The organism is Janthinobacterium sp. TND4EL3 (assembly GCF_900156175.1).
GTDB lineage: Bacteria > Pseudomonadota > Gammaproteobacteria > Burkholderiales > Burkholderiaceae_D > Janthinobacterium.
Genome location: NZ_FTMV01000001.1, coordinates 1 through 25248, shown reverse-complemented (window position 1 = coordinate 25248; position 25248 = coordinate 1). Strand labels below are relative to the sequence as shown.

The 25248-nt window shown below is 63.0% G+C and carries 21 protein-coding genes and 1 rRNA gene; 9 read left to right on the top strand and 13 right to left on the bottom strand.

From position 1 onward, the window contains the following. Positions 1-12 precede the first annotated feature (12 nt). The 10 genes from BXA07_RS00110 to BXA07_RS00065 form a co-directional block, all read right to left on the bottom strand. Complete coding sequence (locus BXA07_RS00110; RefSeq protein ID WP_076564581.1) at positions 13-2040, bottom strand: acetyl/propionyl/methylcrotonyl-CoA carboxylase subunit alpha; 2028 nt, start codon at positions 2038-2040, stop codon at positions 13-15. Between the two features lie 158 nt (positions 2041-2198). Further along, positions 2199-3245 carry a biotin synthase BioB gene (gene bioB / locus BXA07_RS00105; RefSeq protein WP_076564578.1) on the bottom strand — a complete coding sequence of 349 codons (1047 nt, stop codon included), beginning with the start codon at positions 3243-3245 and terminating at the stop codon, positions 2199-2201. A gap of 31 nt (positions 3246-3276) precedes the next feature. Continuing rightward, entirely contained in the window at positions 3277-4068 is a 792-nt protein-coding gene (bioD, locus tag BXA07_RS00100; RefSeq protein ID WP_076564576.1) for a dethiobiotin synthase, read from the bottom strand. Beyond that, the gene (gene bioF / locus BXA07_RS00095; protein ID WP_076564574.1) at positions 4058-5254 is read right to left on the bottom strand and encodes an 8-amino-7-oxononanoate synthase; all 1197 of its coding nucleotides are present in this window, start codon (positions 5252-5254) and stop codon (positions 4058-4060) included. Before bioF ends, bioD begins: the two co-directional genes overlap by 11 nt. A 1-nt stretch (position 5255) precedes the next feature. Next, entirely contained in the window at positions 5256-6584 is a 1329-nt protein-coding gene (gene bioA, locus BXA07_RS00090; RefSeq protein WP_076564572.1) for an adenosylmethionine--8-amino-7-oxononanoate transaminase, read from the bottom strand. A 45-nt stretch (positions 6585-6629) separates the two neighbouring features. Further along, a complete protein-coding gene (locus BXA07_RS00085; protein ID WP_076564571.1) occupies positions 6630-7418 on the bottom strand; it encodes an enoyl-CoA hydratase/isomerase family protein in 789 nt (262 codons plus the stop codon). 21 nt (positions 7419-7439) lie between these two features. Beyond that, a complete protein-coding gene (locus tag BXA07_RS00080; protein ID WP_076564569.1) occupies positions 7440-9062 on the bottom strand; it encodes a carboxyl transferase domain-containing protein in 1623 nt (540 codons plus the stop codon). 40 nt (positions 9063-9102) lie between these two features. Continuing rightward, the gene (locus BXA07_RS00075) at positions 9103-9552 is read right to left on the bottom strand and encodes a YchJ family protein (RefSeq protein ID WP_076564568.1); all 450 of its coding nucleotides are present in this window, start codon (positions 9550-9552) and stop codon (positions 9103-9105) included. An 83-nt stretch (positions 9553-9635) separates the two neighbouring features. After that, complete coding sequence (locus tag BXA07_RS00070) at positions 9636-10922, bottom strand: D-amino acid dehydrogenase (RefSeq protein ID WP_076564566.1); 1287 nt, start codon at positions 10920-10922, stop codon at positions 9636-9638. A 91-nt stretch (positions 10923-11013) separates the two neighbouring features. Then, positions 11014-12351: a serine hydrolase domain-containing protein gene (locus BXA07_RS00065; protein WP_083707972.1), complete on the bottom strand. Its 1338-nt coding sequence runs from the start codon at positions 12349-12351 to the stop codon at positions 11014-11016. 227 nt (positions 12352-12578) lie between these two features. Between BXA07_RS00065 and BXA07_RS00060 the strand changes: the two genes are divergently transcribed. Next, positions 12579-13319: a GntR family transcriptional regulator gene (locus BXA07_RS00060; protein ID WP_076564564.1), complete on the top strand. Its 741-nt coding sequence runs from the start codon at positions 12579-12581 to the stop codon at positions 13317-13319. A 2-nt stretch (positions 13320-13321) separates the two neighbouring features. On the opposite strand, the gene BXA07_RS00055 is transcribed toward BXA07_RS00060, so the two are convergent. Both BXA07_RS00055 and BXA07_RS00050 read right to left on the bottom strand, forming a co-directional pair. Beyond that, positions 13322-14470: a nuclear transport factor 2 family protein gene (locus BXA07_RS00055; protein ID WP_083707971.1), complete on the bottom strand. Its 1149-nt coding sequence runs from the start codon at positions 14468-14470 to the stop codon at positions 13322-13324. Between the two features lie 129 nt (positions 14471-14599). Further along, complete coding sequence (locus BXA07_RS00050; protein ID WP_170909586.1) at positions 14600-15658, bottom strand: helix-turn-helix transcriptional regulator; 1059 nt, start codon at positions 15656-15658, stop codon at positions 14600-14602. 187 nt (positions 15659-15845) lie between these two features. On the opposite strand from BXA07_RS00050, the gene BXA07_RS00045 reads away from it, so the two are divergent. The 7 genes from BXA07_RS00045 to BXA07_RS00015 all read left to right on the top strand — a co-directional run bounded on the left by BXA07_RS00045 (position 15846) and on the right by BXA07_RS00015 (position 23290). Next, positions 15846-16727 carry an N-acetylmuramic acid 6-phosphate etherase gene (locus BXA07_RS00045; protein WP_076564561.1) on the top strand — a complete coding sequence of 294 codons (882 nt, stop codon included), beginning with the start codon at positions 15846-15848 and terminating at the stop codon, positions 16725-16727. A gap of 45 nt (positions 16728-16772) precedes the next feature. After that, a complete protein-coding gene (locus tag BXA07_RS00040) occupies positions 16773-18071 on the top strand; it encodes an MFS transporter (RefSeq protein WP_076564560.1) in 1299 nt (432 codons plus the stop codon). Between the two features lie 90 nt (positions 18072-18161). After that, positions 18162-19823: a glycoside hydrolase family 10-like protein gene (locus BXA07_RS00035; protein WP_083707969.1), complete on the top strand. Its 1662-nt coding sequence runs from the start codon at positions 18162-18164 to the stop codon at positions 19821-19823. A gap of 93 nt (positions 19824-19916) precedes the next feature. After that, positions 19917-20894, top strand: coding sequence for an N-acetylglucosamine kinase (locus tag BXA07_RS00030; RefSeq protein WP_076564557.1), 978 nt, complete (start codon positions 19917-19919; stop codon positions 20892-20894). Continuing rightward, the gene (locus tag BXA07_RS00025) at positions 20891-21691 is read left to right on the top strand and encodes an N-acetylmuramoyl-L-alanine amidase (RefSeq protein ID WP_076564555.1); all 801 of its coding nucleotides are present in this window, start codon (positions 20891-20893) and stop codon (positions 21689-21691) included. The genes BXA07_RS00030 and BXA07_RS00025 overlap by 4 nt, the downstream gene beginning before the upstream one ends. 82 nt (positions 21692-21773) lie before the next feature. Further along, positions 21774-22676 (top strand): LysR family transcriptional regulator, encoded by a 903-nt coding sequence (locus BXA07_RS00020; protein ID WP_076564554.1) that lies wholly within the window; start codon positions 21774-21776, stop codon positions 22674-22676. Then, a complete protein-coding gene (locus BXA07_RS00015) occupies positions 22676-23290 on the top strand; it encodes a M15 family metallopeptidase (RefSeq protein ID WP_076564552.1) in 615 nt (204 codons plus the stop codon). Before BXA07_RS00020 ends, BXA07_RS00015 begins: the two co-directional genes overlap by 1 nt. Here the strand turns inward: BXA07_RS00015 and BXA07_RS00010 are convergent, their stop codons facing one another. Further along, a complete protein-coding gene (locus BXA07_RS00010; protein ID WP_076564550.1) occupies positions 23291-24670 on the bottom strand; it encodes a sodium-dependent transporter in 1380 nt (459 codons plus the stop codon). 513 nt (positions 24671-25183) lie between these two features. Here BXA07_RS00010 and BXA07_RS00005 point away from each other — a divergent pair. Next, positions 25184-25248: ribosomal RNA gene (locus BXA07_RS00005) — 16S ribosomal RNA — on the top strand; the annotation flags it as partial.

Below are 25248 nucleotides of genomic sequence, written 5' to 3'. Positions count from 1 at the left end.
CAAGGGCGCCCCTTACGCGGCAGCCTTGAAGGCCAGCAGCGGCGCGCCATCGGCCACCTGGTCGCCGACCGCATACAGCACGTCTTCCACCAGGCCGTCGTGCGGCGCGGCGATCGTGTGCTCCATCTTCATCGCTTCCATGATGACCAGCGGCTCACCCTTCTTGACGTCCTGCCCTTTGTTGACCAGCACGGCGACGACCTTGCCCGGCATCGGCGCCGTCAGGCGGCCGCCTTCCGCTTCCGTTTCGCCCGCATGGGCCATCGGGTCGCTGTAGTGCAAGGTGTAGTGCAAGCCGCCGGTGAATACGTGGAACTGCTCGCCGTCGCGCAGCACCGTGCCGTGCACGGCACGTTCACCGAGCTTGATGTGCAGCTCGTTGCCTGTGCGCGCCGTCAGGGTCAGGGGCTGGCCGTTGAACAGCCAGCCATCGGTCTTGTAGGCGATGCGCGCGGCATAGGCCTTGCTGTCGCCGGCCAGCGCGAATTCGTCGGCAAACGCCAGGCTGCGGCCCAGGGTGCTGTTCAGGCGCCAGCCCAGGGCATTGCCCCACGGGTCGGCGGGGTTGCCCGACTGCGCTTCGGACGCCGCCTTTTCTTGCGTCAGCAGGCTGACTGCCGCCAGCGCCAGGGCCGTGTCGGGCGCCGCTTGCAGGGCGGGGAACAGCGACGCCTGATTGCGCTCGATCAAACCCGTATCGAGGTCGGCGCTGGCAAACGCCTGGCCTTCGACCAGGCGCTTCAAAAAGGTGATATTGCTGGCCAGGCCCACGATCTGGTAGTCGGCCAGCGCCTGCGCCATGCGCGCCAGCGCTACGCGGCGGTCCGCGCCCCAGACGATCAGCTTGGCGATCATCGGGTCGTAGAACGGCGAGATGGCGTCGCCTTCGCGCACGCCCGAATCGATGCGCACGGCGGCCGGCACCACGGTGCCGCCCAGTTCGAACGTCACGGCCGATGGCGACTGCATGTGGCGCAGGGTGCCGATCGACGGCAAAAAGCCCTTCTCCGGATTTTCCGCATAGATGCGCGCCTCGATGGCGTGGCCGTGGATCGTCAATTCATTCTGTTTCTTCGGCAGCGGCTCGCCAAAGGCGACGCGCAGCTGCCATTCCACCAGGTCGGTGCCGGTGATCATTTCCGTCACCGGGTGCTCCACCTGCAGGCGCGTGTTCATCTCCATGAAGTAGAACGAGCCGTCCTGGTTGGCGATGAATTCCACCGTGCCCGCACCGACATAACCGACGGCCTTGGCGGCGGCGACGGCCGCCTCGCCCATGGCCGCGCGGCGGTCAGCCGGCATGCCCGGCGCCGGCGCCTCTTCCAGCACCTTCTGGTGACGGCGCTGCACCGAGCAATCGCGCTCGAACAGGTAGATGCAGTTGCCCAGCGTGTCGGCAAACACCTGGATTTCGATATGGCGCGGACGCGACAGGTATTTTTCGGCCAGCACCTTGTCGTCGCCGAAAGAGCTGATCGCCTCGCGCTTGCACGAGGCCAGCGCCGCCTTGAAGTCGGCGCTGTTCTCGATGACGCGCATGCCCTTGCCGCCGCCGCCGGCGGACGCCTTCAGCAGCACGGGGTAGCCGATCTTGTCGGCTTGTCCGTGCAAGAAGTCCGCATCCTGATTCTCGCCGTGGTAGCCGGGCACCAGCGGCACGTTGGCTTTCTCCATCAGCGACTTGGCCGCCGATTTCGAGCCCATGGCGCGCATGGCGGAAGCCGGCGGGCCGATGAAGACGAGGCCCGCCGCGTGGCAGGCGTCGGCGAAGTCGGCGTTTTCGGACAAAAAGCCGTAGCCGGGGTGGATCGCCTGGGCGCCAGTGGCCAGCGCCACGGCGATGATCTTGTCGCCGCACAGATAGCTTTCCTTGGCCGGCGCGGGGCCGATCAGCACCGCTTCGTCGCAGACGGCGACGTGCTTGGCGTTGGCGTCCGCTTCCGAATACACGGCGACGGTCTGGATGCCCATGCGGCGCGCGGTGGCGGCGACGCGGCAAGCGATTTCGCCGCGGTTGGCGATCAGGATTTTAGTGAACATGGTCTCTCTCTATTCTCTCAAAGGGGGCAGCTGTCTCTTGGCGGACGTTGTGTGCTGGCTTGTCGGTTTACGCGCTACGCGCTAAACCGACCTACGCATGGCAAGGTGGTTTTCGTAGGTCGGGTTAGCCGGCACGGCGTAACCCGACAGGGCCGGGATCAGCAGCCGCACTTCTCTTTCTGTACCGAGTCCAGCATGGCGCCGCGCGTCTGCAAGCCCAGTTTATTCAACAGGGTGCGGTCGTCTTCCGCTTCCGGGTTGTCGGTGGTGAGCAGCTTGTCGCCGTAGAAGATGGAATTGGCGCCAGCCAGGAAGCACATGGCTTGCACGGCTTCGCCCATCTGGCGGCGGCCGGCCGACAGGCGCACGCGCGCCTTCGGCATGGTGATGCGGGCCACGGCGATCGTGCGCACGAATTCGAACGGGTCCAGCGCTTCCAGGCCGTACAAAGGCGTGCCTTCCACCTGCACCAGGTGGTTGACGGGCACCGATTCAGGATACGGATTCAGGTTCGCCAGCTGGGCGATCAGGCCCGCGCGCTGCAAGCGCGTTTCGCCCATGCCGACGATGCCGCCGCAGCACACTTTCAGGCCCGCTTCGCGCACGCGGCCCAACGTGTCCAGACGGTCCTGGTATTCGCGCGTGGAGATGACGTTGTCGTAGAACTCGGGCGCCGTGTCCAGGTTATGGTTGTAGAAGTCCAGGCCCGCGTTTTTCAGGCGGTCCGCTTGTCCCTCTTCCAGCATGCCCAAAGTAGCGCACGTTTCCAGGCCCAGCGCCTTGACCTTGCTCACCATCTCTTCGACTTTTTCCATGTCGCGCTCTTTCGGGCTGCGCCAGGCGGCGCCCATGCAGAAGCGCGTGGCGCCGTTGGCTTTCGCCTGGCGGGCCGCGTCGAGCACCGTGTCGATGTCGAGGATTTTCTTCGCTTCCACGCCCGTGTCGTAGCGGGCCGCCTGCGGGCAGTAGCCGCAGTCTTCCTCGCAGCCGCCTGTCTTGATCGACAACAGGGTCGCCAGTTCCACGTCGCCGTCGGGGAAGTTGGCGCGGTGGGTTTGCTGGGCCTGGAACATCAGCTCATTGAATGGCAGGTCGAACAGGGCCAGCACGTCGGCGACGGGCCAGGTGGCCGCTTCCGGCACGGTGATGCGCGCCGCAGGGCGGTGCAGTTCGACGGTTTTTGCTGCTTCTTGGACGTGAGACATGTGATTCCTTCGCTTCTATTTTTTAAATACGTTAAATGTTTGACTGTTGCGCCGGCCAGTTGGGCAAGCCGGTGAAATCGAGATACGCGGCCGCCGCTTCCGCGCTCGGCTGCGCCAGGCGCGGCACCCTGCCCAGCAGCGGCGCCGGGATGCGCTCGATCAGCGCATCGATATTTTCATCGAGGAAGCGCATTTCCACTTCCAGCGTGTTGGCGACCCAGCCGATGACCTTCAGGCCGCGCGCTTCGATGGCTTCCACCGTCAGCAAGGCCTGGCTGATGCAGCCCAAACGCATGCCCACCACGAGGATGACGGGCAAATCGAGCTGCTGCGCCAGGTCGGCCGAATCGAAACCGGGCGACAGCGGCACGCGGAATCCGCCCACGCCTTCGACCACGACGGCGTCCGAGGCGGCGGCGATTTCTAGGTAGGCGGCCAGTATCGGCACCGATTCGATGCTCACGCCTTCGAGCGCGGCGGCGATGTGCGGCGCCGCCGGCTCCTTGAGCATGTAGGGCGTCGTCAGGCTGCGCAGCATGCTGACGTTGCCGGCGGCGATCAGGCTGTCCGCGTCTTCATTATGCAGTTCGCCGTCGCGCATCTCGGCGCCGGCGGCGACCGGTTTCATGCCGCAGGCGCGCACGCCGCGCGCCACCAGCGCGTGCAGCAGGGCCGACGACGTCAATGTCTTGCCGATTTCCGTGTCCGTGCCGGTGACGAAACAGGCAAAACGCGACGGCAGGCCAGTGGCTGCCGGTGCCGGCTGCACGGCCGGCGCCAGGTCCGCCAGCACTTCCGCCACGATAGGATCATCAAGGCTCATGGCGAGTCCTTTCCAGGGTGTTGACTGCGTTGATCAATTGCGCCACTTCCAGCGCCGTATGGCCGGCCGACAGGGTCACGCGCAGGCGCGCCGACCCTGCTGGCACGGTGGGCGGGCGGATGGCGCCGACCCACAGGCCCTGCTGGTACAGTTGGGCGGCGATATCGAGCATGTCCGCGTTTTCGCCGATGATGACGGGCTGGATGGCGGAGAGCGACGGCAAGGCTTGCCAGCGCTGCAGCTGCAAGCCCTCGTTCCATTGCGCCACCAGCGCGGCCAGGTGTATCCGGCGTTGTTTTCCTTCTTCACCGGCGATGATGTCCAGGCTGGCCAGCAGCGCGTGCGCGAGCGCGGGCGCGGCCGCCGTCGTGAAGATGTAGGGGCGGGCCTTCTGGATCAGCGTTTCGATCACGGCCTCGTGCGCGCAAACAAAGGCGCCGCCCACGCCGGCCGACTTGCCCAGCGTGCCCACGTAGACCAGGTAGGGCGAATGCAGGCCGAAGTGCTCCAGTGCGCCGCGGCCGTTGGCGCCCAGCGCGCCGAAGCCGTGCGCGTCGTCGACCACCAGCCAGGCGCCATACTGCTCGCACAGGGCCAGCAGCGCGGGCAGCGGCGCCAGGTCGCCATCCATGCTGAAGACGCTGTCCGTGACGACGATCTTGGTTTTGGCTTTGCTTTCCGCCAGCAGGGCCGCCAGCGCGTCGAGGTCGGCGTGCGGATACACGCGCGTCTTGACGCGGGACAAACGCGTGCCGTCGATCAGCGAGGCGTGGTTCAGCGCTTCCGAGAAGATCTCGGCCTCCGCGTCGCCCGCCGACAGGGCCGTCAGCACAGCCAGGTTGGCCATGTAGCCGGTGCAGAAATACAGCGCGCGCGCGTTTTCCAGGTTGGCGCCGACAAATGCGGCCAGGCGCTCTTCCAGCTGCGCGTGGGCACGGCTATGGCCGCTGATCAGGTGCGACGCGCCGCTGCCGGCGCCATACAGGTCGGCGCCCTCTTTCAGTGCAGCGACGATGCGCGGATGCGACGCCAGGCCCAGGTAGTCATTGCTGCAGAATGCCAGCATGTCGCGGCCATCGACCGTCAGGCGCGGCGCGCACGGCGTGTCGACGGTGCGGCGGCGGCGGATCAGGCTACGCTCTTCCAGTCCCTGCAATTGCTGCTTCAGGCGCGTGAGCAGTTCCATTTCAGGCTCCGATCACTTGGTTGAAGACGGCCAAGGTCTGCTGGCCCAGGCCCGCGATTTCTGCGTCGTCGAGGATGTACGGCGGCATCAGGTACACGGTGGCGCCGATGGGGCGCATCAGCAGTTCGTGTTCCAGCGCCGTGCTGAAGAAGCGGCGCGAAAAGTCGGGCGCAGCGTCCACCGCATCGAAGGCCCAGATCATGCCCTGCTGGCGGAAATGCTTGACCTTTTCATGCTGCGCCAGCGGCGCCAGGGCGCGCGTGATCTTGGCGGCGCGTACCCGGTTGGCCGCCAGCACGTCGTCTTCCTCGAAAATCGACAGGGTCGCCAGCGCCGCGCGGCAGGCCAGCGGGTTGCCCGTGTACGAGTGCGAATGCAAAAAGCCGCGGCGCACGTCGGTGCTGTAGAACGCCTGATAAATATCTTCGCGCGTCATCACGAGCGACAGCGGCAAATAGCCGCCGCTGATGCCCTTGGACAGGCAGACGAAGTCGGGCCAGATGCCGGCCTGTTCGCACGCAAAGAAGGTGCCCGTGCGCCCGCAGCCGACGGCGATTTCGTCGAGGATCAGATGGACCTGGTAGCGGTCGCACAGGGCGCGCACCAGCGACAGGTACAGCGGGTCGTGCATGGCCATGCCGGTGGCGCACTGCACCAGCGGCTCGATGATGATGGCGGCGATTTTGTCCGCTTTTTCCTGGAACAGCCGTTCCACGTCGGCCGCGGCGCGGCGCGCCACGTCCTGCGCCGTTTCACCCTCGGCTGCCTGCCGGAAGTCGGGCGACATCACCGTCTGCGAGGCACGCAGCAGGGGGCCGTAGGCATCCTTGAACAGGGCGACATCGGTGACGGCCAGGGCGCCGATGGTTTCGCCGTGGTAGCTGCCTTTCAGGCAGACGAATTCCTGTTTTTCACCCTTGCCGCTGTTGCGCCAGGCATGAAAACTCATTTTCAGGGCGATTTCCACGGCCGATGCGCCATCGGACGCATAAAAACTGTGACCGAGCACGCCGCCGGTCAAGGCGGAGAGCTTTTCCGACAGCTCGATCACGGGTTCATGCGTGAAACCGGCCAGCATCGCGTGTTCCAGCCGGTCCAGCTGGTCCTTCAATTCCGCATTGATGCGCGGATTGGCATGGCCGAACAGGTTCACCCACCAGGAACTGATGGCGTCCAGGTAGCGTCGTCCTTCATGATCATACAGCCAGGCGCCGCGGCCGTGGCTGACGGGGATCAAGGGAACCGTCTCGTGGTGCTGCATTTGTGTGCAAGGGTGCCACACGCTGCGCAGACTGCGTTCGACCCAGCCCGATTGTTTTTCTGCTTTCAAAACTGCTCCAATGATTTTCTTAATCCATGAGCTTTGGACTATTAACTAGCCCATGAGCCAACCCGGCTTGCGCTTGTCGAGGAAGGATTGCACGCCTTCGCGCCCCTGCTCCGAGGCGCGGATCTGCGCGATGCGCTCGGCGGTGTCCGCCAGCAGCGCATCGTCGACGGGTTGGCCGGCGATCTCGCGCACCAGCGTTTTCGCTTGCGCCACGGCGTGCGGGCTGTTGCCCGTCAGCGCCTTGAGCACTTCGGCCGTTTTCGCGTCCAGCGCGCTCGCCTCGACTACCTCGTGGGCAAAGCCGATGCGCAGCGCTTCCTGGGCGGAGAATCGCTCCGCCGTCAGGAAATAGCGGCGTGCCGCGTTTTCGCCCATGGCCTTGATGACATACGGTGAAATAGTGGCCGGGATCAGTCCCAGCCGCACTTCGCTCAGGCAGAAATGCACGTCTTCCGCAACCAGAATGATATCGCATGCGGCGACAAGGCCCATGCCGCCCGCATAGCAGTCGCCCTGGATCTTCGCCACCACGGGTTTCGGGCACAGATAAATCGTGCGCAGCATCTGCGCCAGTTGCAGCGCGTCGGCCTGGTTTTCGGCATGCGTGTAGCCTGCCATCTTCTTCATCCAGTTCAGGTCCGCGCCGGCGCAAAAGGCCGCGCCGTTCGCGGCCAGCACGATGGCGCGCACCATGTCGCTGCGTCCCAGCCCTTCGAAGGCGCGCGCCAGTTCGGCGATCGTCGTCTCGTTGAAGGCGTTGCGCACGTCGGGGCGGTTCAGGGTCACGGTGGCGACATTGCCCTCGATGACCAGCTTTAAGGTTTCAAATTCCATGCTCTTCTCCCTGAGTGCCGCTTACATGCGGAATACGCCGAACTTCGTGTCCGGGATTTCCGCGTTGAGCGCCGCCGACAGCCCCAGGCCCAGTACCATGCGGGTATCGGCCGGATCGATCACGCCATCGTCCCACAGGCGCGCGGTGGCGTAGTACGGGTGGCCCTGGTGCTCGTATTGGTCCTTGATCGGCTGCTTGAAGGCCGCTTCCTCGTCCGCGCTCCACTGCCCGCCCTTGCCTTCGATGCCGTCGCGCTTGACGGTGGCCAGCACGGAAGCGGCCTGGTCGCCGCCCATGACGGAAATGCGGGCATTCGGCCACATCCACATGAAACGGGGAGAGAACGCGCGGCCGCACATGCCGTAGTTGCCGGCGCCGAAGCTGCCGCCGATGATGACCGTGAATTTCGGCACGCTGGCCGTGGCCACGGCGGTGACCATCTTGGCGCCATTGCGGGCGATGCCCTCGTTTTCGTACTTGCGGCCCACCATGAAGCCCGTGATATTTTGCAAAAACACCAGGGGGATCTTGCGCTGGCAGCACAATTCGATGAAATGCGTGCCTTTCAGGGCCGATTCGGAGAACAGGATGCCGTTATTGGCGATGATGCCGACCTTGACGCCATAGATGTGGGCGAAGCCGCAGATCAGGGTGGTGCCGTAGCGGGCCTTGAATTCGTCGAAATCGCTGCCGTCGACGATGCGCGCGATCACCTCGCGCACGTCGAACGGCTTGCGCGTGTCGACGGGGATCACGCCATACAGCTCCTGCGTCGGATATTTCGGCTCGACCGACTCGCGCAGTGCCATCTGCTGCGGTTTTTTGCGGTTCAGGTTAGAGACGATGGTGCGCGCCAGCGACAGCGCATGCAGGTCGTTCTGCGCCAGGTGGTCGACCACGCCGGACAAACGCGTATGCACGTCGCCGCCGCCCAGGTCTTCGGCCGTCACCACTTCGCCCGTCGCCGCTTTGACCAGCGGCGGGCCGCCGAGGAAAATCGTGCCCTGCTCCTTGACGATGATCGACTCGTCGCTCATGGCCGGCACGTAGGCGCCGCCCGCCGTGCAAGAGCCCATCACGACGGCGATCTGCGGGATGCCCTTGGCCGACAGATTCGCCTGGTTGTAGAAGATGCGGCCGAAATGGTCGCGGTCGGGGAAGACGTCGTCCTGGTTCGGCAGGTTGGCGCCGCCCGAGTCGACCAGGTAGATGCAGGGCAGGTTGTTCTGGTCGGCGATTTCCTGGGCGCGCAAATGCTTTTTGACCGTCATCGGGTAGTAGGTGCCGCCCTTGACGGTGGCGTCGTTACACACGATGACGCATTCCTGGCCCGAGACGCGGCCGATGCCGGTGATGATGCCGGCGGCGGGCGCCGCATCGACGCCCTTGGCGTCCTGGTACATGGCGTAGGCCGCCATCTGGGAAAACTCGAGGAAGGGCGTGCCGGGATCGAGCAGCATCTGCACGCGGTCGCGCGGCAGCAGTTTTCCGCGCGCGACATGCTTGGCGCAGGCAGCGTCACCGCCGCCGGCCGCGATCTTTTCCACCTTGTCGCGCAAATCGTCGACGATGGCTTGCATGGCCGCGGCATTGGCCTTGAAATCTTCACTGCGCGGATTGAGTTTGCTTTCGATGTGCGGCATTGCGGTTCCTTTTTATTATCGCCCGGTCTCTCGGGTCGCGCTATTCGGGAAAACTGCCGTCGAGATAAAACCAGCGCAGGGCGCCACCGCCGTCGCCCGCCTCGCGCACGAAGCGGCTCACCTCATGCAGGCGGTGCGCGCGGCCGTTGACCTTGTAGCGGGCCACGAATTCGACGGTATCGCGGTGTATCTCTTCGGCTTGATCTGCTGATTCTGCTTTACGTTGACGTAAACGTAAAGCAGATTTTACCTCAAGTCCCAGCCAGTGGACTTTTTCTTCGTCGGCAAACAAGGCGTCGGCGGGACGGGTGCTGGCGTGCCAGGTGGCGCGCAGGTAGGGCTCGTCGCGCAAGGTAAACGCCGTGTAGCGCGAACGCATCAGGGCTTCGGCCGTGGGCGGCAGGGCGTCGCCCGCGAGATACGGGCCGCAGCAGCTGGCGTAGGAGGGGCCGCCACAGGGGCAGGCGGACAATTTCGAGGGTGTGGGCATGCGCTGACGATATGGAACAGAAAAGAGGGAACAGGAAAGTTCCGCAATTATCCGCCATATCGGCGGCACCGGCCGCCGGCGCGCTATCTTTTTGGACTGAGGAAGTCCAGCGCGAACGGCGGTGCCTTGTTCTGCATCAAATCGGCCAGGATGCGCGCCGTGCCGGCGGCAAAGGTAAAGCCCAGCGGGCCATGGCCCACGTTGAGCCACAGGTTCGCAACTTTGCTGGCGCCCACCAGCGGCGCGCTGTTCGGCGTGGCGGGGCGCAGGCCGGCCCACGCCGTGGCCTGGTCATAATCGGCGCCGTGCGGCATGGCTTCGCGCGCCAGCCGCGTCAGGCCGGCGATGCGCTTCCAGTCGATGCGGTTGTCGGCGCCCACCATGTCGACCATGGCGGCCACGCGCAGGTCGCCCTTGATGCGCGCATACAGCACCTTGCGCTCGAAATCCGTGATGCTGATTTCGGGCGCCTTGTCCTGTGCGCGGATGGGCGCCGTCAGGCTGTAGCCTTTCAGCGGATACAGGGGCAGGTAGACGCCGGCCGTGGCGGCCAGGTCGCGGCTCTGGATGCCGGCCGCCAGCACGTAGTGGTCCGCTTGCAGCACGCCCAGGCTGGTGTCGACGCCCGTGATCGTGCCCTTGTGCGTGAGGAGGCGGCGCGCCTCGCCTTGCAGGATGAGCGAGCAGTTCGGGTGCTGCAGCAGGCGCGCTTCCAGCGCCAGGCAAAAGGCGTGGCAATCGGCCACCGCCTCGCCTTGCGTAAAAATGCCGCCCGCCAGCGCGCCCTGCAGGGCGGCCAGCGCCGGTTCGCGCTGCACGGCTTCCTGCGGCGACAGCACGACGCGCGCCTCTTCCGATTCGGGCCGCGCCACGGCCCGCTGGAAGATGGCGGGCGAACGGTAGACGATGAGTTTGCCCGCATCGCGCCAGGCATACGCTTCGGGCGGCACCGTCAGTTCCAGCTGCGCCATGCCGGCGCGGCTCAGTTCTCCCAGTTGCAGCAGCTTGGCCGTCGTGCGGGCATTGCTGGCTGCATTGCAATTGCGCAAGAAACTGGCCAGCCAGCGCCATTGCCGCCAGTCCGCTTCGGGACGGAAGCGCAGCGGACCATCTTTCTGCAGCAGCCATTGCAGGGCTTTCAAGGGCACGCCCGCGTCGGCCAGCGGCGCCACGTAGCGATAGCTGAGCTGCCCGCCGTTGCGGTAGCTGGCGGCGATTGCCACCTGTTCATTGCGTTCCAGTACAGTGACCCTGTAGCCGGCCTCTGCCAGCCACCAGGCCGATGTCAGGCCGACGACGCCGCCGCCGATGATGATGACGTGTTGCTGCATGTTGCCTCGCTGCGTTGCGCCCCCATGGTGCGGGAGCATTCGATGAGAGCTTAGAGGCTGGCCATCACGGCAGCCAATGAAACATCATGGTGCAGCCATAACTTTCAGGAATGCACTATTTCAGTGCAAATTATTCATGCTTGTCAATCGCACCACGATACAGCGCCGTGAGTATCCGTTCCTCGCTGCGGCCCATGGCGGAATAGCTGCCCGGATAGCCTTCCGGATCGCTGCCCGTGCCGCCCACCAGCATCACCATGCCATGCTTGTGCTTAAAATCGAGCACGAAGGCGGAGACGAGGCCATACGCGTCGCCCAGGTGGCCCACGGCCGAAAAGCTGCCTCCCTCGACCAGGCCATTGCCCTGCCCCGCCACCGCATCGAATTGCTGGTTGCCCAGGCCCCAGGCGCGGTACAAGCCCCGTTCGCTGTTGCCATTGCTGCCATCGGGTGCCAGCTGCCATTGCCGGCCAAACATCAGGGCGATGCTGGCCGGCTGCAGCAGTTGCTTGCCTTCATGGCGGCCGCCGTCGAGCAGCATCTGCATGACGGTGCCCAGCCCGGCGGCGGAGATGCGCAAGCCGCCCGTGGGACTGAAGACGGTGGCGTTGCTGCCGATGACATAGCTGGCCATGGCGGCCGGTGGATGCTGGTAAAAATCGTCGGCCTGGGCGATCCAGGGGCCGTGCGGCTGCCAGATTTCCGTGTCGGGCGGGCGCTTGCGGTACAGGGTGGCCGTGTCCGCCAGCTCTGCCTGAGAGAATGCCGCCGGGTGGTAGCCGCCGCGCACAGCCAGGGGATCGAGCAGCAGACGCCGCATCAGCAGGTCGAAGCGCTCTCCCGTGACTTGCTCCATCACCGTGCCGATCACGCCCCAGTTCAGGTTGGAATAGCTAAAGTAACTGCCGGGCGCCGCGCTGGAATCCCACATGGTGTCGCTGCCAGCCGTAAACACGTCGCGCAGGCTGCGCTCCGGCCCCCAGGCATAGCCGCCCGCGTCGCGCAGCGAGGAAGTGTGGCTGAGCAGGCTGCGCAGGGTCACGGGCCGCTGGGGGAAATGCGGGTTGCGCAGCGAGAAGCCTAAATAAATGCCCACGTCCTGGTCCAGGCTCAGCTTGCCCTGCTCGACCAGCCGCATCAGGCCCAGGGTCGTCATCATCTTCGATACGGAAGCGATGCGGAACAGGGTGGCCGGCGTCACGTGCAAGCTGTCCGCCGGCGTGGCGCCGATGTGCCGGTAGCCAAATTGTTGCTGATACGACACCTTTCCGTGGCGGATGGCCAGCACGGACAGGCTGGCCAGCGGATGCGCGCGATCATCGACGATGGCGGCCAGGGCCGCATCGAGGTAGCGCTGCTGTTCGTGTTGCACCAGCTGTTCGGTGCCGCTGCCGGGCGGGGCGGCCAGCGCCGTCCAGGTGGTGCCCAGCAGTAGCAAGCCCAATAAACCCGTCATTTTGTTATGCATGTTTCCCTGTTTCGCGCTGTGGTGGAGGCGCCGCCAGCATAGAGCGCGATGGTTTCCATGGCTAATGAAAATTGCTTATTTATCTATAATGCAAAGCTATACCTACGGTAAAACATTGTTTTTTAAAGTGTATAACCGTTATTTATGCCCATTTTCCATTTATTCATGGGTGGACGGGCTACGCGCAAGCGCCATCGCTATTACACTAGTCATACAAGGAGAACTGTATGAGCCAGACCAGCGTAGAACTCAAGGTCGATTTAAATGACAATTCGCCTTTATATATGCAGATCGCCCGCAAGCTGAGCGATGACGTGCGCAACGGCCGCTACCAGGTAGACCAGGCCCTGCCATCCGAACGTACCTTGTCCGAATTGCTCGACGTATCGCGCGTGACTGCCCGCAAGGCCATCGATCAATTGGTCGAGCAAGGCCTCGTCGTGCGCCGCCGTGGTTCGGGCAACTATATTGCCCCGCGCATCGAGCAGCCGCTGTCGAACCTGTCGAGCTTTTCCGAGCAGCTGCAGCAGCGCGGCTACCGCCCCGGCTCGCGCTGGCTCAAGCGCGACGTCGTCATCGCCAGCAGCGACGAGCAGCTGAGCCTGGGCCTGGCGCAGAACACGAAAGTGGCCCGCCTGGAACGCCTGCGCCTGGCCGACGACGTGGTGATGGCGTATGAAGTGAGCGTGCTGCCCTTCAGCGTGGTGCCGGACCCGGGCGCCGTGGGCGATTCGCTGTACGAATATTTGAGCAGCATCAAGAAGGCCCCCGTGCGCGCCTTGCAGCACATCCGCGCCATGAATGCGACGGACGTGCTGGCCAGGCAACTGGGCATCCCCGATGGCCAGGCCGTGCTGTTTATTACGCGCATCGCCTACCTGGACTCGGGTGAAGCGGTGGAACTGACGCATTCGTATTGCCGCAGCGACCATTACGACTTCGTCGCCGAAATGCGCCGCGCTCCCTGAATCTACTGCGCGATCAGGCGGATCATGGATTCGGCCACGTCGACGGAGGACTCCCAGCTCATGCCGGTCACCAGGCGGCCATCGACCTCGACGTGACTCTTGCCGTTGGCGCCATGCCGGAAGATGCCGCCATGGCGCTTGATGCTCGCTTCCGCTGAAAAGGGATAGGCCTTGTAGACCGGCGACTCCTTGTTGAGATACGCATCGGGAAACGAGGTGAGCACCTTGCCCTGGATCAGGAAAGTACCGTCGCTGAGCTTCAGATTCTTGATGCCCTCGGTGCCATGGCAGATGGCCGCGATCACCCCGCCCTGTTGTTCGTAGATACGCACGGCGATGTCCTGCAGCGGCTTGTTGTCGGGGACGCCGACGATGGCCGCGCCGCCGCCGACGAAAGCCATGCCCGCATACTCGTCTGCCCTGACCTCGGAAACGGGCTTGGTATGGGCCAGTGCCCACATGAAATCACTGTCGTACAGATGCTTCTTGAGCAGCTCGTCCGACGTGACGATCATTTCCAGGGGAATGGCGCCCCCCTCGGGGCTGACGAAGTCGACCGCGTACCCTGCTTTGCGAAAGGCATCATAGGTATAGGCCAGTTCGGGAAAATTATTGCCCGCGTTAACTTTGGTACCGGGATATTGATGCACATTTGATACGACCAGCAGCACTTTGCGTGCCTGGCGCGGGGCTGCCGGCGCGCGATCGGCCGCCTTGCTGATGATCTTCCAGTGGCCGGCGATCTTTTTCAAAAGAAAGACATCCACATAGCGCACCCCTTGCTGGGGAATGTGGATCTCGGCCTTGGCGGTGGCCACCTTGCCGCTCACGTCCACCTTGATCAGCCGCCCGTGACGCCCATTGAATTGCCCTATTGTCTCTGGGGAAAAGAGTTTGGCGTATTCCGGACCGCTGAGCTCCCATTCCGCATCGTTTTTACCGTCCAGATAAAGACGGGCGGTGCCATGGAAGGCCTGGTTGATCTCGTCCTGGATGTTGAAGCTGGTGCCATGCAGATACAAGCGCACGGTTTCCCGGATGGCATTGTCGTCCTGCTCTGCGCTTGAGGCGGCGCTGGCGGCGGCGCTGCCGAGCAAGCAACAGGCGAGTATCGTTCGCAATAAAAACTGGATCATGGATTTACCTTGCATGTAGAGAACTGCGTTTATCGGAGCAACGACTATTTCAGGTCGCTGGTGCTCGATAAGTTATCGAAATGCAGGGGAATGGATGTCGCCAAACAGGATTCCAGACTCCGGAATGGCGATTCCGGAGCGGTTTTACGCGGAAATGGCCGTGGCCGCCTGACTGGGCTGGGCGCGGAAGCTGGCGGGAGTCTGCCCAGCCACTTTCTTGAAGGTCGAGTAGAAGGTGGAACTGGAATTGAAGCCGCAGCGCTCGGCAACGATATCCATGTTCAGTTGCGGCTCGTCTATCAATACCTGTTTCGCTGCGGCGATACGGTATGCGTTCACGTAGGTGGTGAAGCTCTTGCCCAGCTTGTCATTCAATACCTGCGACACCTGCGCCTGCGTGCATCCCGCCCGTTTGGCGAGCTGGGCCAGGGTCAGGTTCGGATTCAGATAGGATTTCTGCCCGCTCATCTGTTGTTCCAGCGCGGCGAGCACGGCAAGCGCCTCGTCGTGCGTCAGGCGGCTGTTCTGGTATTTCGGCTTCGGCTCGGCAGGCGTCGAGGTTTCCTTTCTCAGCAGAAAGACCATGACGGCGACATGCAGCGAGAAGGTGAACGACAAGGCGCCGACTATATACGACGTGAACGGCGTGCTCGCGTATGCCGCCAGCATGACACAGCTGCCTGCGAAGACGCTCAGCATCAGCATGCTGCCGGTCGCCATCCGCTGTCCCGCGTTCAGCCATGCATGGCGGCTTTGCCACAGCAAGCTGGCGGCCGCCAGCAGGTAGCAGAGCCAGAACAGATGAATCGCATGGCTGGAACGGTCCCACACAGGACGATACGCGGCATACGGAAAGGCAACGCCTATGCCTATCAGCAGGAAGGACAGGCCGAGATGCCAGCGCCATTGCTGGCCGGCAGGCTGTTGCGCGAGGCCGGCGATGAAGGAACGCACATACAGATAGGTCAAGGGACCGATCAGCAGGCAGGCCGACAGTCCCAGTTGGCGAAATTCGATGGCGATCGCCGGGTTGAAGTAAAGAAAGGCGGATTTGGCGGTGCGTACCCCCACGGCAAGCAGCAATGCACCGAGCATGCAGTCGGCCAGGCAGCGAGGCCGGCGGCTGAAAAAATAGACGGCCAGGAACATGCCGTTGATGGCGCCCAGGGCGCTAAACAGGAACAGCAATTGGCGAGCGATCATGGCGCGTGTCGTGGATGTGGGCGTCGAACCCAAGTATAGACACAAACGGGAGCGCATCGAAGTACAAGTAACGCACCACGCTCCTGCACCAGCCATAAACTCCCGTTATGCCCGCCCGCCATCCTTTCATGGCTGATCTTGCATATCGGTATTAAACTGGTTTCACCTTCAACCATGTTCTGAAATCATGTTGAAAACTGAAACCCCGAGCCGGCGGCATCCGGATCTGGACCTGTATCCGGTGGAGCAACTGGTGGCGGCGCTGGTCGATGACCAGGTCTGGGCCGTCGAAGCCGTGCGGCTGGCCTCGCCGCAGATAGCGGCCGCCATCACGGCCGCCCTGCCCCGCATCGCCGCCGGCGGACGCCTGCTGTACGTGGGGGCGGGCACGTCGGGCCGCCTGGGCGTGCTCGACAGCGTTGAATTGACGCCCACGTTCTCCTGGCCGCCCGAGCGGGCTATCGCCATCCTGGCCGGCGGCGCGGGCGCCATGTTCACGGCCGTCGAAGGGGCGGAAGATGATTTACAGCAAGGCGAGCGCGATCTGCTGGCCCTGTTGCCACAGGAAAACGATGTAGTGATCCTGCTGGCCGCCTCCGGCGCCACGCCGTATGTGCTGGGCGCGCTGCTGGCCGCGCGCAAGGCGGGTGCCCTGACCATCGGTATCGCCAACAACGTGGACGCCCCCGTGGCGCTCGAGGCGCAATGCGGCATCGTGCTCGACACGGGTACGGAAGTCATTTCCGGCAGCACGCGCCTGAAAGCGGGCACGGCGCAAAAAATCACCCTGAACACGATTTCCAGCGCCCTGATGGTCGGTTTGCACAAAACTTACGGAAACTTGATGGTAGACTTGAAGCCGACCAACGCCAAGCTGATCTGGCGGGCCGTGCGTCTGACCATGCATGCCACCGGCGCCAGCGAGGCGCAGGCCAGGACCGTGCTTGAGCAATGCCACTATCACGTCAAGGTGGCGATTGTTGCCTTGATCAAAAAAATCAACACAAACCAGGCACAGGCATTGTTGGCCGGCGCGGACGGCAGTGTGCGGGCGGCACTGGCGGCGTGATCCGATGGCGCGGCATTCTTCTGTCTGGGAGACAAAGAAGGATGTATGGAGCTAGTGAAACAACCCGCCCCGGCGCGCGCCAATAAGCCGTGGCTGTGGATCCCTTCCCTGTATTTTGGCCAGGGCATCCCCTATGTCGTGGTCATGACCTTGTCCGTGATCATGTACAAGAATTACGGCTTTTCCAATACGGATATCGCGCTGTACACGAGCTGGCTGTACTTGCCTTGGGTCATCAAGCCCCTGTGGTCGCCCTTCATCGATATGTACCGCACCAAGCGCTTCTGGATCGTCGGCCTGCAGCTGGTGATCGGCGCGTCGCTGGCGCTGGTGGCCCTGACGACGTCGCTGCCCCATTTTTTCCAGATCAGCCTGGCCATTTTCTGGCTGATGGCCTTCAGTTCCGCCACGCATGATATTGCCGCCGACGGCTTTTATATGCTGGGCCTGGAAGAACACCAGCAGGCGGCCTTCGTCGGTGTGCGCAGCACGTTCTATCGCCTGGCGATGATCGCCGGCCAGGGCGGCCTGGTGTTTCTTGCCGGCTACCTGACGCATGCGACGGGCAATGTGCAGCTGGCCTGGTCCGTCGTGTTCGCGATTCTGGCGGGACTGTTCATCGCCCTCTTCCTGTACCACTATTTTATTCTGCCGAAACCGCAGGACGACCGCCCCAGCATCCAGGAAGCGGGTGTTTCGCCGTTGCAAGAATTCTTCGCCACCTTTGCCGCCTTCTTCAAGAAGAAGGATATTTTCGTCATCCTCGGCTTCCTGCTGCTGTTCCGCCTCGGCGAAGCGCAACTGCTGAAATTGGCCGCGCCCTTCCTGCTCGACCCCGTCGCCAAGGGCGGCCTGGGCCTCAGCACGGAACAGGTGGGCCTCGTCTATGGCACTATCGGCGTGATCGCCCTGACCCTGGGCGGCTTGCTGGGAGGCTTCATCATTTCCCGCTTCGGCTTGAAACGCTGTTTGTGGATCATGGTGCTGTCCGTGCACCTGCCCGACCTGGTCTTCGTCTACCTGGCCAGCGCCTTGCCCAGCAACATCTATGTGATCGCGGGGGGCATTGCGCTTGAGCAATTCGGTTACGGCTTCGGTTTCGCTTCGTATATGTTGTACATGATCATGGTGTCCGACGGTGCGCATAAAACGGCCCATTACGCCATTTGCACGGGCTTCATGGCCCTGGGCATGATGCTGCCTGGCATGGCCAGCGGCTGGATACAGCAAATGCTCGGCTACCAGCACTTCTTCATCTGGGTCTGCATCGCCACGATTCCCGCTTTCATCATGGCCGCGCTGGTCAAGATCGACCCGGAATTCGGCAAGAAGGCCGAGGCCTGATTCTTTTGAACGGTGCGCCCGCAAGGATGGCGGGCGCACAGTAAAATGCTCCACCGATAGACCTGCGCTTCACCACTGCAAGGAATTGTTTTGTTGTCTACTTTCAAAAAACGCCTGGGCGCCACGGCTGGCGTACTGGCTGCGCTGGCCACCGCCACATTGCTCAGCAGCTGTACCAGCACCAAAATGCCCTCCGCAGTGACGCCAGGCGAAGCGGGCTTGCCGGCAGTACCGCCCGTGCAGCACATCACGGGCGAAGTGCCGCCGCCGGCGCCGCGCGAGTTCCGCGCCGCCTGGGTCTCGACGGTCGCCAATATCGACTGGCCCAGCCGCAGCAATTTGCCTGTCGCCAAGCAGCAAGCGGAAGCGATCGCCATCCTCGACCGCGCCAAGTCCTTGAATCTGAACGCGATTGTGCTGCAGGTGCGTCCCAGCGCGGACACGATTTACCCGTCGCAACTGGAGCCATGGTCGGAATACCTGACGGGCAAGCAAGGCCAGCCACCGCTGCCCCTGTATGACCCGCTGGCCTTCTGGGTGGCGCAGGCGCATGCGCGCGGCCTGGAATTGCACGCCTGGTTCAACCCGTACCGTGCTCGCCACGCGACGGCCAAGTCGCCGCTGGCGCGCGACAGTTTCGCGTCCACCAACCCCGCGTCCGTCAAGCAATACGGCCGCTACCTGTGGATGGACCCGGGCGACGCCGCCGCCTCGAAGCACACGACGGACGTGGTGCTCGACGTGGTGCGCCGCTACGATATCGATGGCGTGCACATCGACGACTACTTTTATCCGTATCCGATCGACGCGCCTGGCGCCGGTGCCGGTGCGGAAACGGCCGCGCTGGACGCGGGCAATGGTGGCGCCAAGCGTGAACTGCCGTTTCCCGATGAACCTTCCTGGCAGCAATATCTGCTGGCCGGCGGCCAGCTGGACCGCGCTTCGTGGCGCCGCCAGAACGTCAACCAGCTGATCGAAGCCTTGTATACAGGCATCCACCGCGAAAAGAGCTGGGTGCGTTTCGGCATCAGCCCGTTCGGCATCGGCCGCCCCGACCGCCGCCCTGCCGGCATCGTCGGCTTCAGCCAGTACGACAAATTGTATGCGGATGCGGAACTGTGGCTGGCCAAGGGCTGGCTCGATTACCTGTCGCCGCAGCTGTACTGGCCCGTGGCGCAGGCGCCGCAGGCGTTTGGCGTGCTGCTCGACTACTGGCTGGCGCAAAATCCGTATGGCCGCCACGTGTGGCCCGGTTTATACACGAGCCGCATCGACAATTCCGCCAAGTCCTTCACGCCGCAAGAGATCATCAAGCAGATCGAAGTGACGCGCACGCGCCCCGGCGCGAATGGACAAGTGCATTTCAGCATGGTGCCGCTGATGCAGAACCGCAAGGGTGTCAGCGAGCAACTCAAGGCGAGCGTGTATCAAAGCCCGGCCCTGATTCCCGCCACGCCATGGCTGGGCAAGGAAGCGCCCGGTACGCCCGTGCTGGCCTTGCGCCGCGATTCCACCAGCCTGAACGTCAAATTGACGTCGGGCGGCGGCAAACCCGTGGCCCAGTACGCCGTCTGGGCCCGCTACGGCGAAGACTGGCGCTTCACCGTGGTCACGGGCGTGCAGGCTGAACTGACCCTGGTTGATGATGCCATCGGTAAAGTCAATGCGGTGGTGGTCAGCGCCGTGGACCGTCTCGGCAATGAAAGCCCCCGCGTCACCGTGCGCGCACCGTTTACGGCCGCCGCCAAGTAACTTTGCCGGTTCACCGGTAGTCCATAACCTGCAGGCATGAAACATGCGCAAGCTTTCATGCCTGCAAGCTTCGCTTGGCTTTACACTCATGCCATGATTTCCTTCCCTGCAACCAATACTGACACTGCCGTGCTCGGGCTGGGCATCGATGCGGGCGGCACGCAGACGCGCTGGGCCCTGGCCACCGCCGACGGCGCCATCGTGGCCGACGGCGCCGTGGAAGGCTTGTCTGCCTTGCAAATGAGCAGCGAGGCGGGCCGCGCGGTCGTGCATGCCACGTTTGCAACATTGTGCAAGCAAGTGCTGGCCGTCGGCCAGCCGCGCGCCGTCGTGGCGGGCTTGACGGGCTTTGGCGGCGATGATGTTGTGCTGGCGCAAACCTTGGCCGCGCTGCTGGCGCTGGACGCCGCCCACGTCAGCCTGGGCAACGACATTGAAATCGCCTATCGCGACAGTTTTGAACCTGGCGAGGGTTATCTGGTCTACGCAGGCACGGGCTCGATTGCCGCCTGGATCGATGCGGAGGGCGTGTTTCACCGCGCGGGCGGGCGCGGCGTGCTGCTCGACGATGGCGGCGGCGGCTACTGGATCGCGCGCGAAGCCCTGCGCCACATCTGGCGCCGCGAAGACGAGGCGCCCGGCAGCTGGCAAGCCTCGCCCATGGCCAGGGCCGTGTTCGCGCATATCGGCGGCAGCGACTGGTCGCTGTCGCGCGCCTTCATGTATGGCCAGGACCGGGGCGCCATCGGCCGGCTGGCGCTGGCCGTGGCCGCCAGTGTGGATGCCGACCCGCTGGCGCTGGACATCTTGCAGCGCGCGGGGCAGGAACTGGCGCGCCTGGCGCTGGCCCTGACGGCGCGCCATGGCCCCCGTCCCGTGGTGCTGGCCGGGCGCGCGGCGCAGTTGCACCCGGCCATCGCGGCTGCCATGCGGGCCGCTTTGCCTGTATCGTTGATGATGGAGCAAAAAGTTGCCCGTTCGCATGAGGCCGCTGCCAAGGTGGCGGCCAGGACGGCCAGCGTATTGGCAAGAACTGACTATTTTATTAACCCGAACACGGATCTTTCATGAAAAAAATCGCCCTCGCCCTGCTGGTGGCACTGCTTTCCGCCTGTAGCACGCCCGCGCCGCACCTCGACCATAGCTTGACGGCGCGCAGCCAGAGCCCGCGCGTGAAATTCATCGTCATCCATTACACGGTCAGCGACCTGCCCCGCTCGATCAAGATCCTGACGGAACAAGTGGTCAGCAGCCATTATTTGCTGACGGACACGGACAAGCCGAAGTTTTATGTACTCGTTGACGAATCGCGCCAAGCCAACCACGCGGGTGTGAGTAACTGGAAGACTTATACACAGTTAAATGTCAGCTCGATCGGCATCGAGATCGTCAATCCTGGCTACAAGGACACGCCGGAAGGCCGCCTCTGGTATCCCTTCCCCCAGGCACAGATCGATGAGCTGATTCCGCTGTTGAAAGATATCCAGGCCCGCTACAACATCGCGCCGGAAAACATCCTCGGTCATAACGAGATCGCCCCGCAGCGCAAGCAGGACCCGGGACCGCTGTTTCCATGGCGCCAGCTGGCCGATGCGGGCCTGATCGTCTGGCCCGATGCCAACCGTGTCGCCGCGCAGCGCCTCATTTTTGAGCAGCAAGTACCGGATGCCGTCTGGTTCCAGAAAAAGCTGGCCCAGCACGGCTATGCGACGCCGCAGACGGGCGTGTTCGACGAAGCAACGCGCAATGTGCTGATCGCCTTCCAGATGAAATACCGCAATACGCGCTTTGACGGCATGCCCGATGGCGAGACGGCAGCCTTGCTGGAAGTGCTGACGACGCCGGCCACAGCTGTTGCAACAAAGTAGCATGGCCGTTCCAGCCCATGACTTTTTCTTATATGCTGAACATTGACGGCCCACGGGGCCAGGCAAGGTAAAGGAATAGCTCATGCGGCTGCGTCATATCGAAGTATTTCACGCCATCATGCAAGTTGGCACCATCAGCGGCGCGGCCCAGGTGCTGCATATCTCGCAGCCGGCCGTGACCAAGGTCTTGCAGCATTGTGAATTGCAACTGGGCATGCCGCTGTTCGAGCGCGTGCGGGGCAAGCTGTACCCGAAACCGGAAGCGCACCGCCTGTTTGTCGAAACGGAAAAGCTCAACCGCGATTTATTGGGCATCCGCCGCTTGGCGGCCAGCCTGAAGGGCCATGCGGTGGAAACCATCCGTCTGGTGTCCACGCCGACGATCGCCATCAGCGTCTTGCCGTTTGCCATGACCGAGTGGCGGCGCGACTTTCCCCATACACGTTGCCAGCTGGCCACCCATCACACGGGCGAGATCGTCAATACCCTGCGCCTCGGAGAAGCGGACCTGGCTGTGTCGCTGCAAGACCCGCGCCATCCGGGCATCGTGGCCGAACCGCTGGCGCACGGCGTCATGACGGTGATCGCCCCGGCCGGCACCTGGCATGCGGCCGATTGCGGCACGCCGTTGACGGCGCATGGCCTCAATGGTGAGCTGATCGGCCATGCCGACAACGATCCGCTGGGCGAACTGGTGGTGGCCGCCTGCGAGGCGCAGGACATCCATCCCGTGTTTTCCACCGTGGTGCAGACGTATCAAATCGCCCGTTCCCTGGTGGAAGCGGGCGCTGGCATGGCCGTGGTCGACCCGTTTACGGCCGCCTCCGGCTCGCCCGAGCGCCTGCAGCGCCGTCCCTGGGCGCCCACGATACCGATCCAACTGTATTTATTGACGGCGAGCCACTCGCCGCTGTCGCATGGCGCGCGGCGCCTGGCCGACAGCATCGGCGTGGCGGCGCGCAACTGCCTGGAAAGAGGAGTCTGATGTCTGTTGCAAGTTTGCAATTGGAAGCGGTCGGCAGCGATCCGCAATTTCGCCACCTGAGCAGCATCGCCGGCATCGCCGTCGACTTGCGCTATGCCACGCCCGACAATTTCGTCGGCCGCGACTTATACAGCCCCATCGATTGCGCCTGGCTGCACCGCGACGCGGCCGCCGCCTTGGAGCGCGCCGTGGCCTGGCTGGCCGTACAGCGCCCCGATCATCATCTGTTGGTGCTCGACGCGCTGCGCCCGCAGCGGGTGCAGCAGCAATTGTGGGATGCGCTGCAGGGAACGGAATTGCTCGGCTACATCGCCGAACCGTCGCGCGGCTCCATCCACTCGTTCGGCATGGCGCTCGACATCACCATCGTCGGGCCGGACGGCCAGGAACTGGACATGGGCACGGGTTTCGACGACCTGAGTGAACGCTCACACCCTGCGCTGGAACTGGTGTTGCTGGAGAAGGGGGAAATTACGGAGGAGCAAGTGGCACATCGACGCTTGCTGCGCGACGCCATGTTCCAGGCGGGTTTCTTCGGCATCAACAGCGAATGGTGGCATTTCGACTGCGGCGACCGGGTGCTGGTGCGCCAGACCTACACCCGGGTACTCTGATTAGAAGACCTTTAAGCCTTTCAGCATCACGATGAGGATCAGCACGGGCGAGACAAAGCGCAGCAGGAACAGCAGCACATGCGCCAGGGTTTGATTCTGCAACTGGCCGTGATTGCTGATCGCCTCGATGAAATGCTGCTTGCCCCAGGCCCAGCCCGTAAACAAGGCAATCGCGATGCCGCCCACGGGCAGGAAGATATTCGACGAGACGAAGTCGAACAGATCAAACATATTCAAATTGAATAGCTTGAAATCCGCCAGGGTGCTGTTGCTCAGCGCGCACACGGAACCGAGCACGGCCAGCAGCAGCATGGTCACCACGGTGGCCTTGGTGCGCGTCCAGCCAAAGCGCTCATGGAAGATCACCACGGGCACTTCCATCAGCGACAGCATCGCCCCCGTGGCGGCCACGGCGGCCAGGATGAAGAACACCACCATCAGCACTTGTCCCATCGGGATTTGCGAAAACACGGCGGGAATCGTGATGAACACCAGCGACGGTCCCGCACTGGGAGCGAAGCCAAACGTGAACACGGCGGGGAAGATGGCGATGCCGGCCAGCATGGAGACGCCGAGGTCGGCCGCCATCACGCGCAAGGTGGTCACGGGAATATTCTGGTCGTCACGGAAATAGCTGCCGTAGGTCATCATCGTGCCCATGCCGACGGACAATTTAAAGAAGGCCAGGCCCATGGCCGTCAGCACGACGGAAGCCGTCAGCTTGGAAAAATCAGGACGGAACAGGAAGGCCAGGCCTTCGCCTGCTTTATCGAGCGACAGGCTGACCGCGCACAGCAGGAGTAACAGCAGGAACAGCAGCGGCATCAGCTTCTTGGCAATCGCCTCGATGCCCTTGGTCACGCCCAGCATCAATATGCCGCCGATAAACAGCAGCACGCCCCATTGCCACAACAGCGATTGCAAAGGATTGCTGATCAGCGAGGCGAAAGCCGCTTCCGTCACCAGCTTGTCGCTGCTCAAGATGGAGCCGTCGATGGCCTTGGCGATATAGGCAAACACCCAGCCCACCACTTCCGAATAAAACGCGACGATCAGGAAGGCGGCGACCATGCCGATGAGGCCTACCAGCCACCAGGGCTTGCCCTTGGGCGCCAGCCGTTCCATGGTGGAGATGGGATTGACCTTGGCGCGGCGTCCGAGGGTGATTTCCGCGATCATCACGGGCAATCCCACTAATAAGGTAGCGAGCAGATAGATGAGCAGGAAGCCGGCGCCGCCATTGGCGCCTGTCAGGTAGGGGAATTTCCAGATGTTGCCGAGACCGACTGCGGAACCGAGGGTGGCGGCGAGCACGCCGAAGCCAGTGGTAAAGCCAGCTCGTTTCAGGGTCAGGCCTGATCCTTGAGCTTGTTGTTTCATGGTGAATCTTCTATGTATGGACGCGGATTTGCGCTGAGGGGGCGAAATTGTAGCAGTTCGATGCAATTCGCCCGGAAAAGCCTTGCTTCCGCTGGGGCGCTTTGCTATAGTTCGCCTCCCCAATGAGACGCAGCAGTTTGCGAAACAACGGGATCACTGGAAACGGTGAGGGTAGTAAAAAGAAGGAGTTGACGGATTTAGCGAAATGCTTCATACTCTTCCTTCTTCGCAGCTGACAAACACAACGCTTTGTCGATAGCGCGAAAGTAGCACCGAATACCGTTCTTTAACAATTAACAGTCGATAAGTGTGGACATTTGATGTAGTGCAGCGCCGATCTTCGGATTGGCGTCATACTTAAAATATCAAATGTTCACAAGAAATAATGAAATAGGACGCTTCGCAAGAAGTGGCCTGTCAGTTTTTTGAGTGAGCAAACACCTCGCAATGCGAGGGGTTTGAACTAGTTAAATAGTTCGACCATGCCGGTAAAACGGCAAAGTAACAGAGATTAAACTGAAGAGTTTGATCCTGGCTCAGATTGAACGCTGGCGGCATGCCTTACACATGCAAGTCGA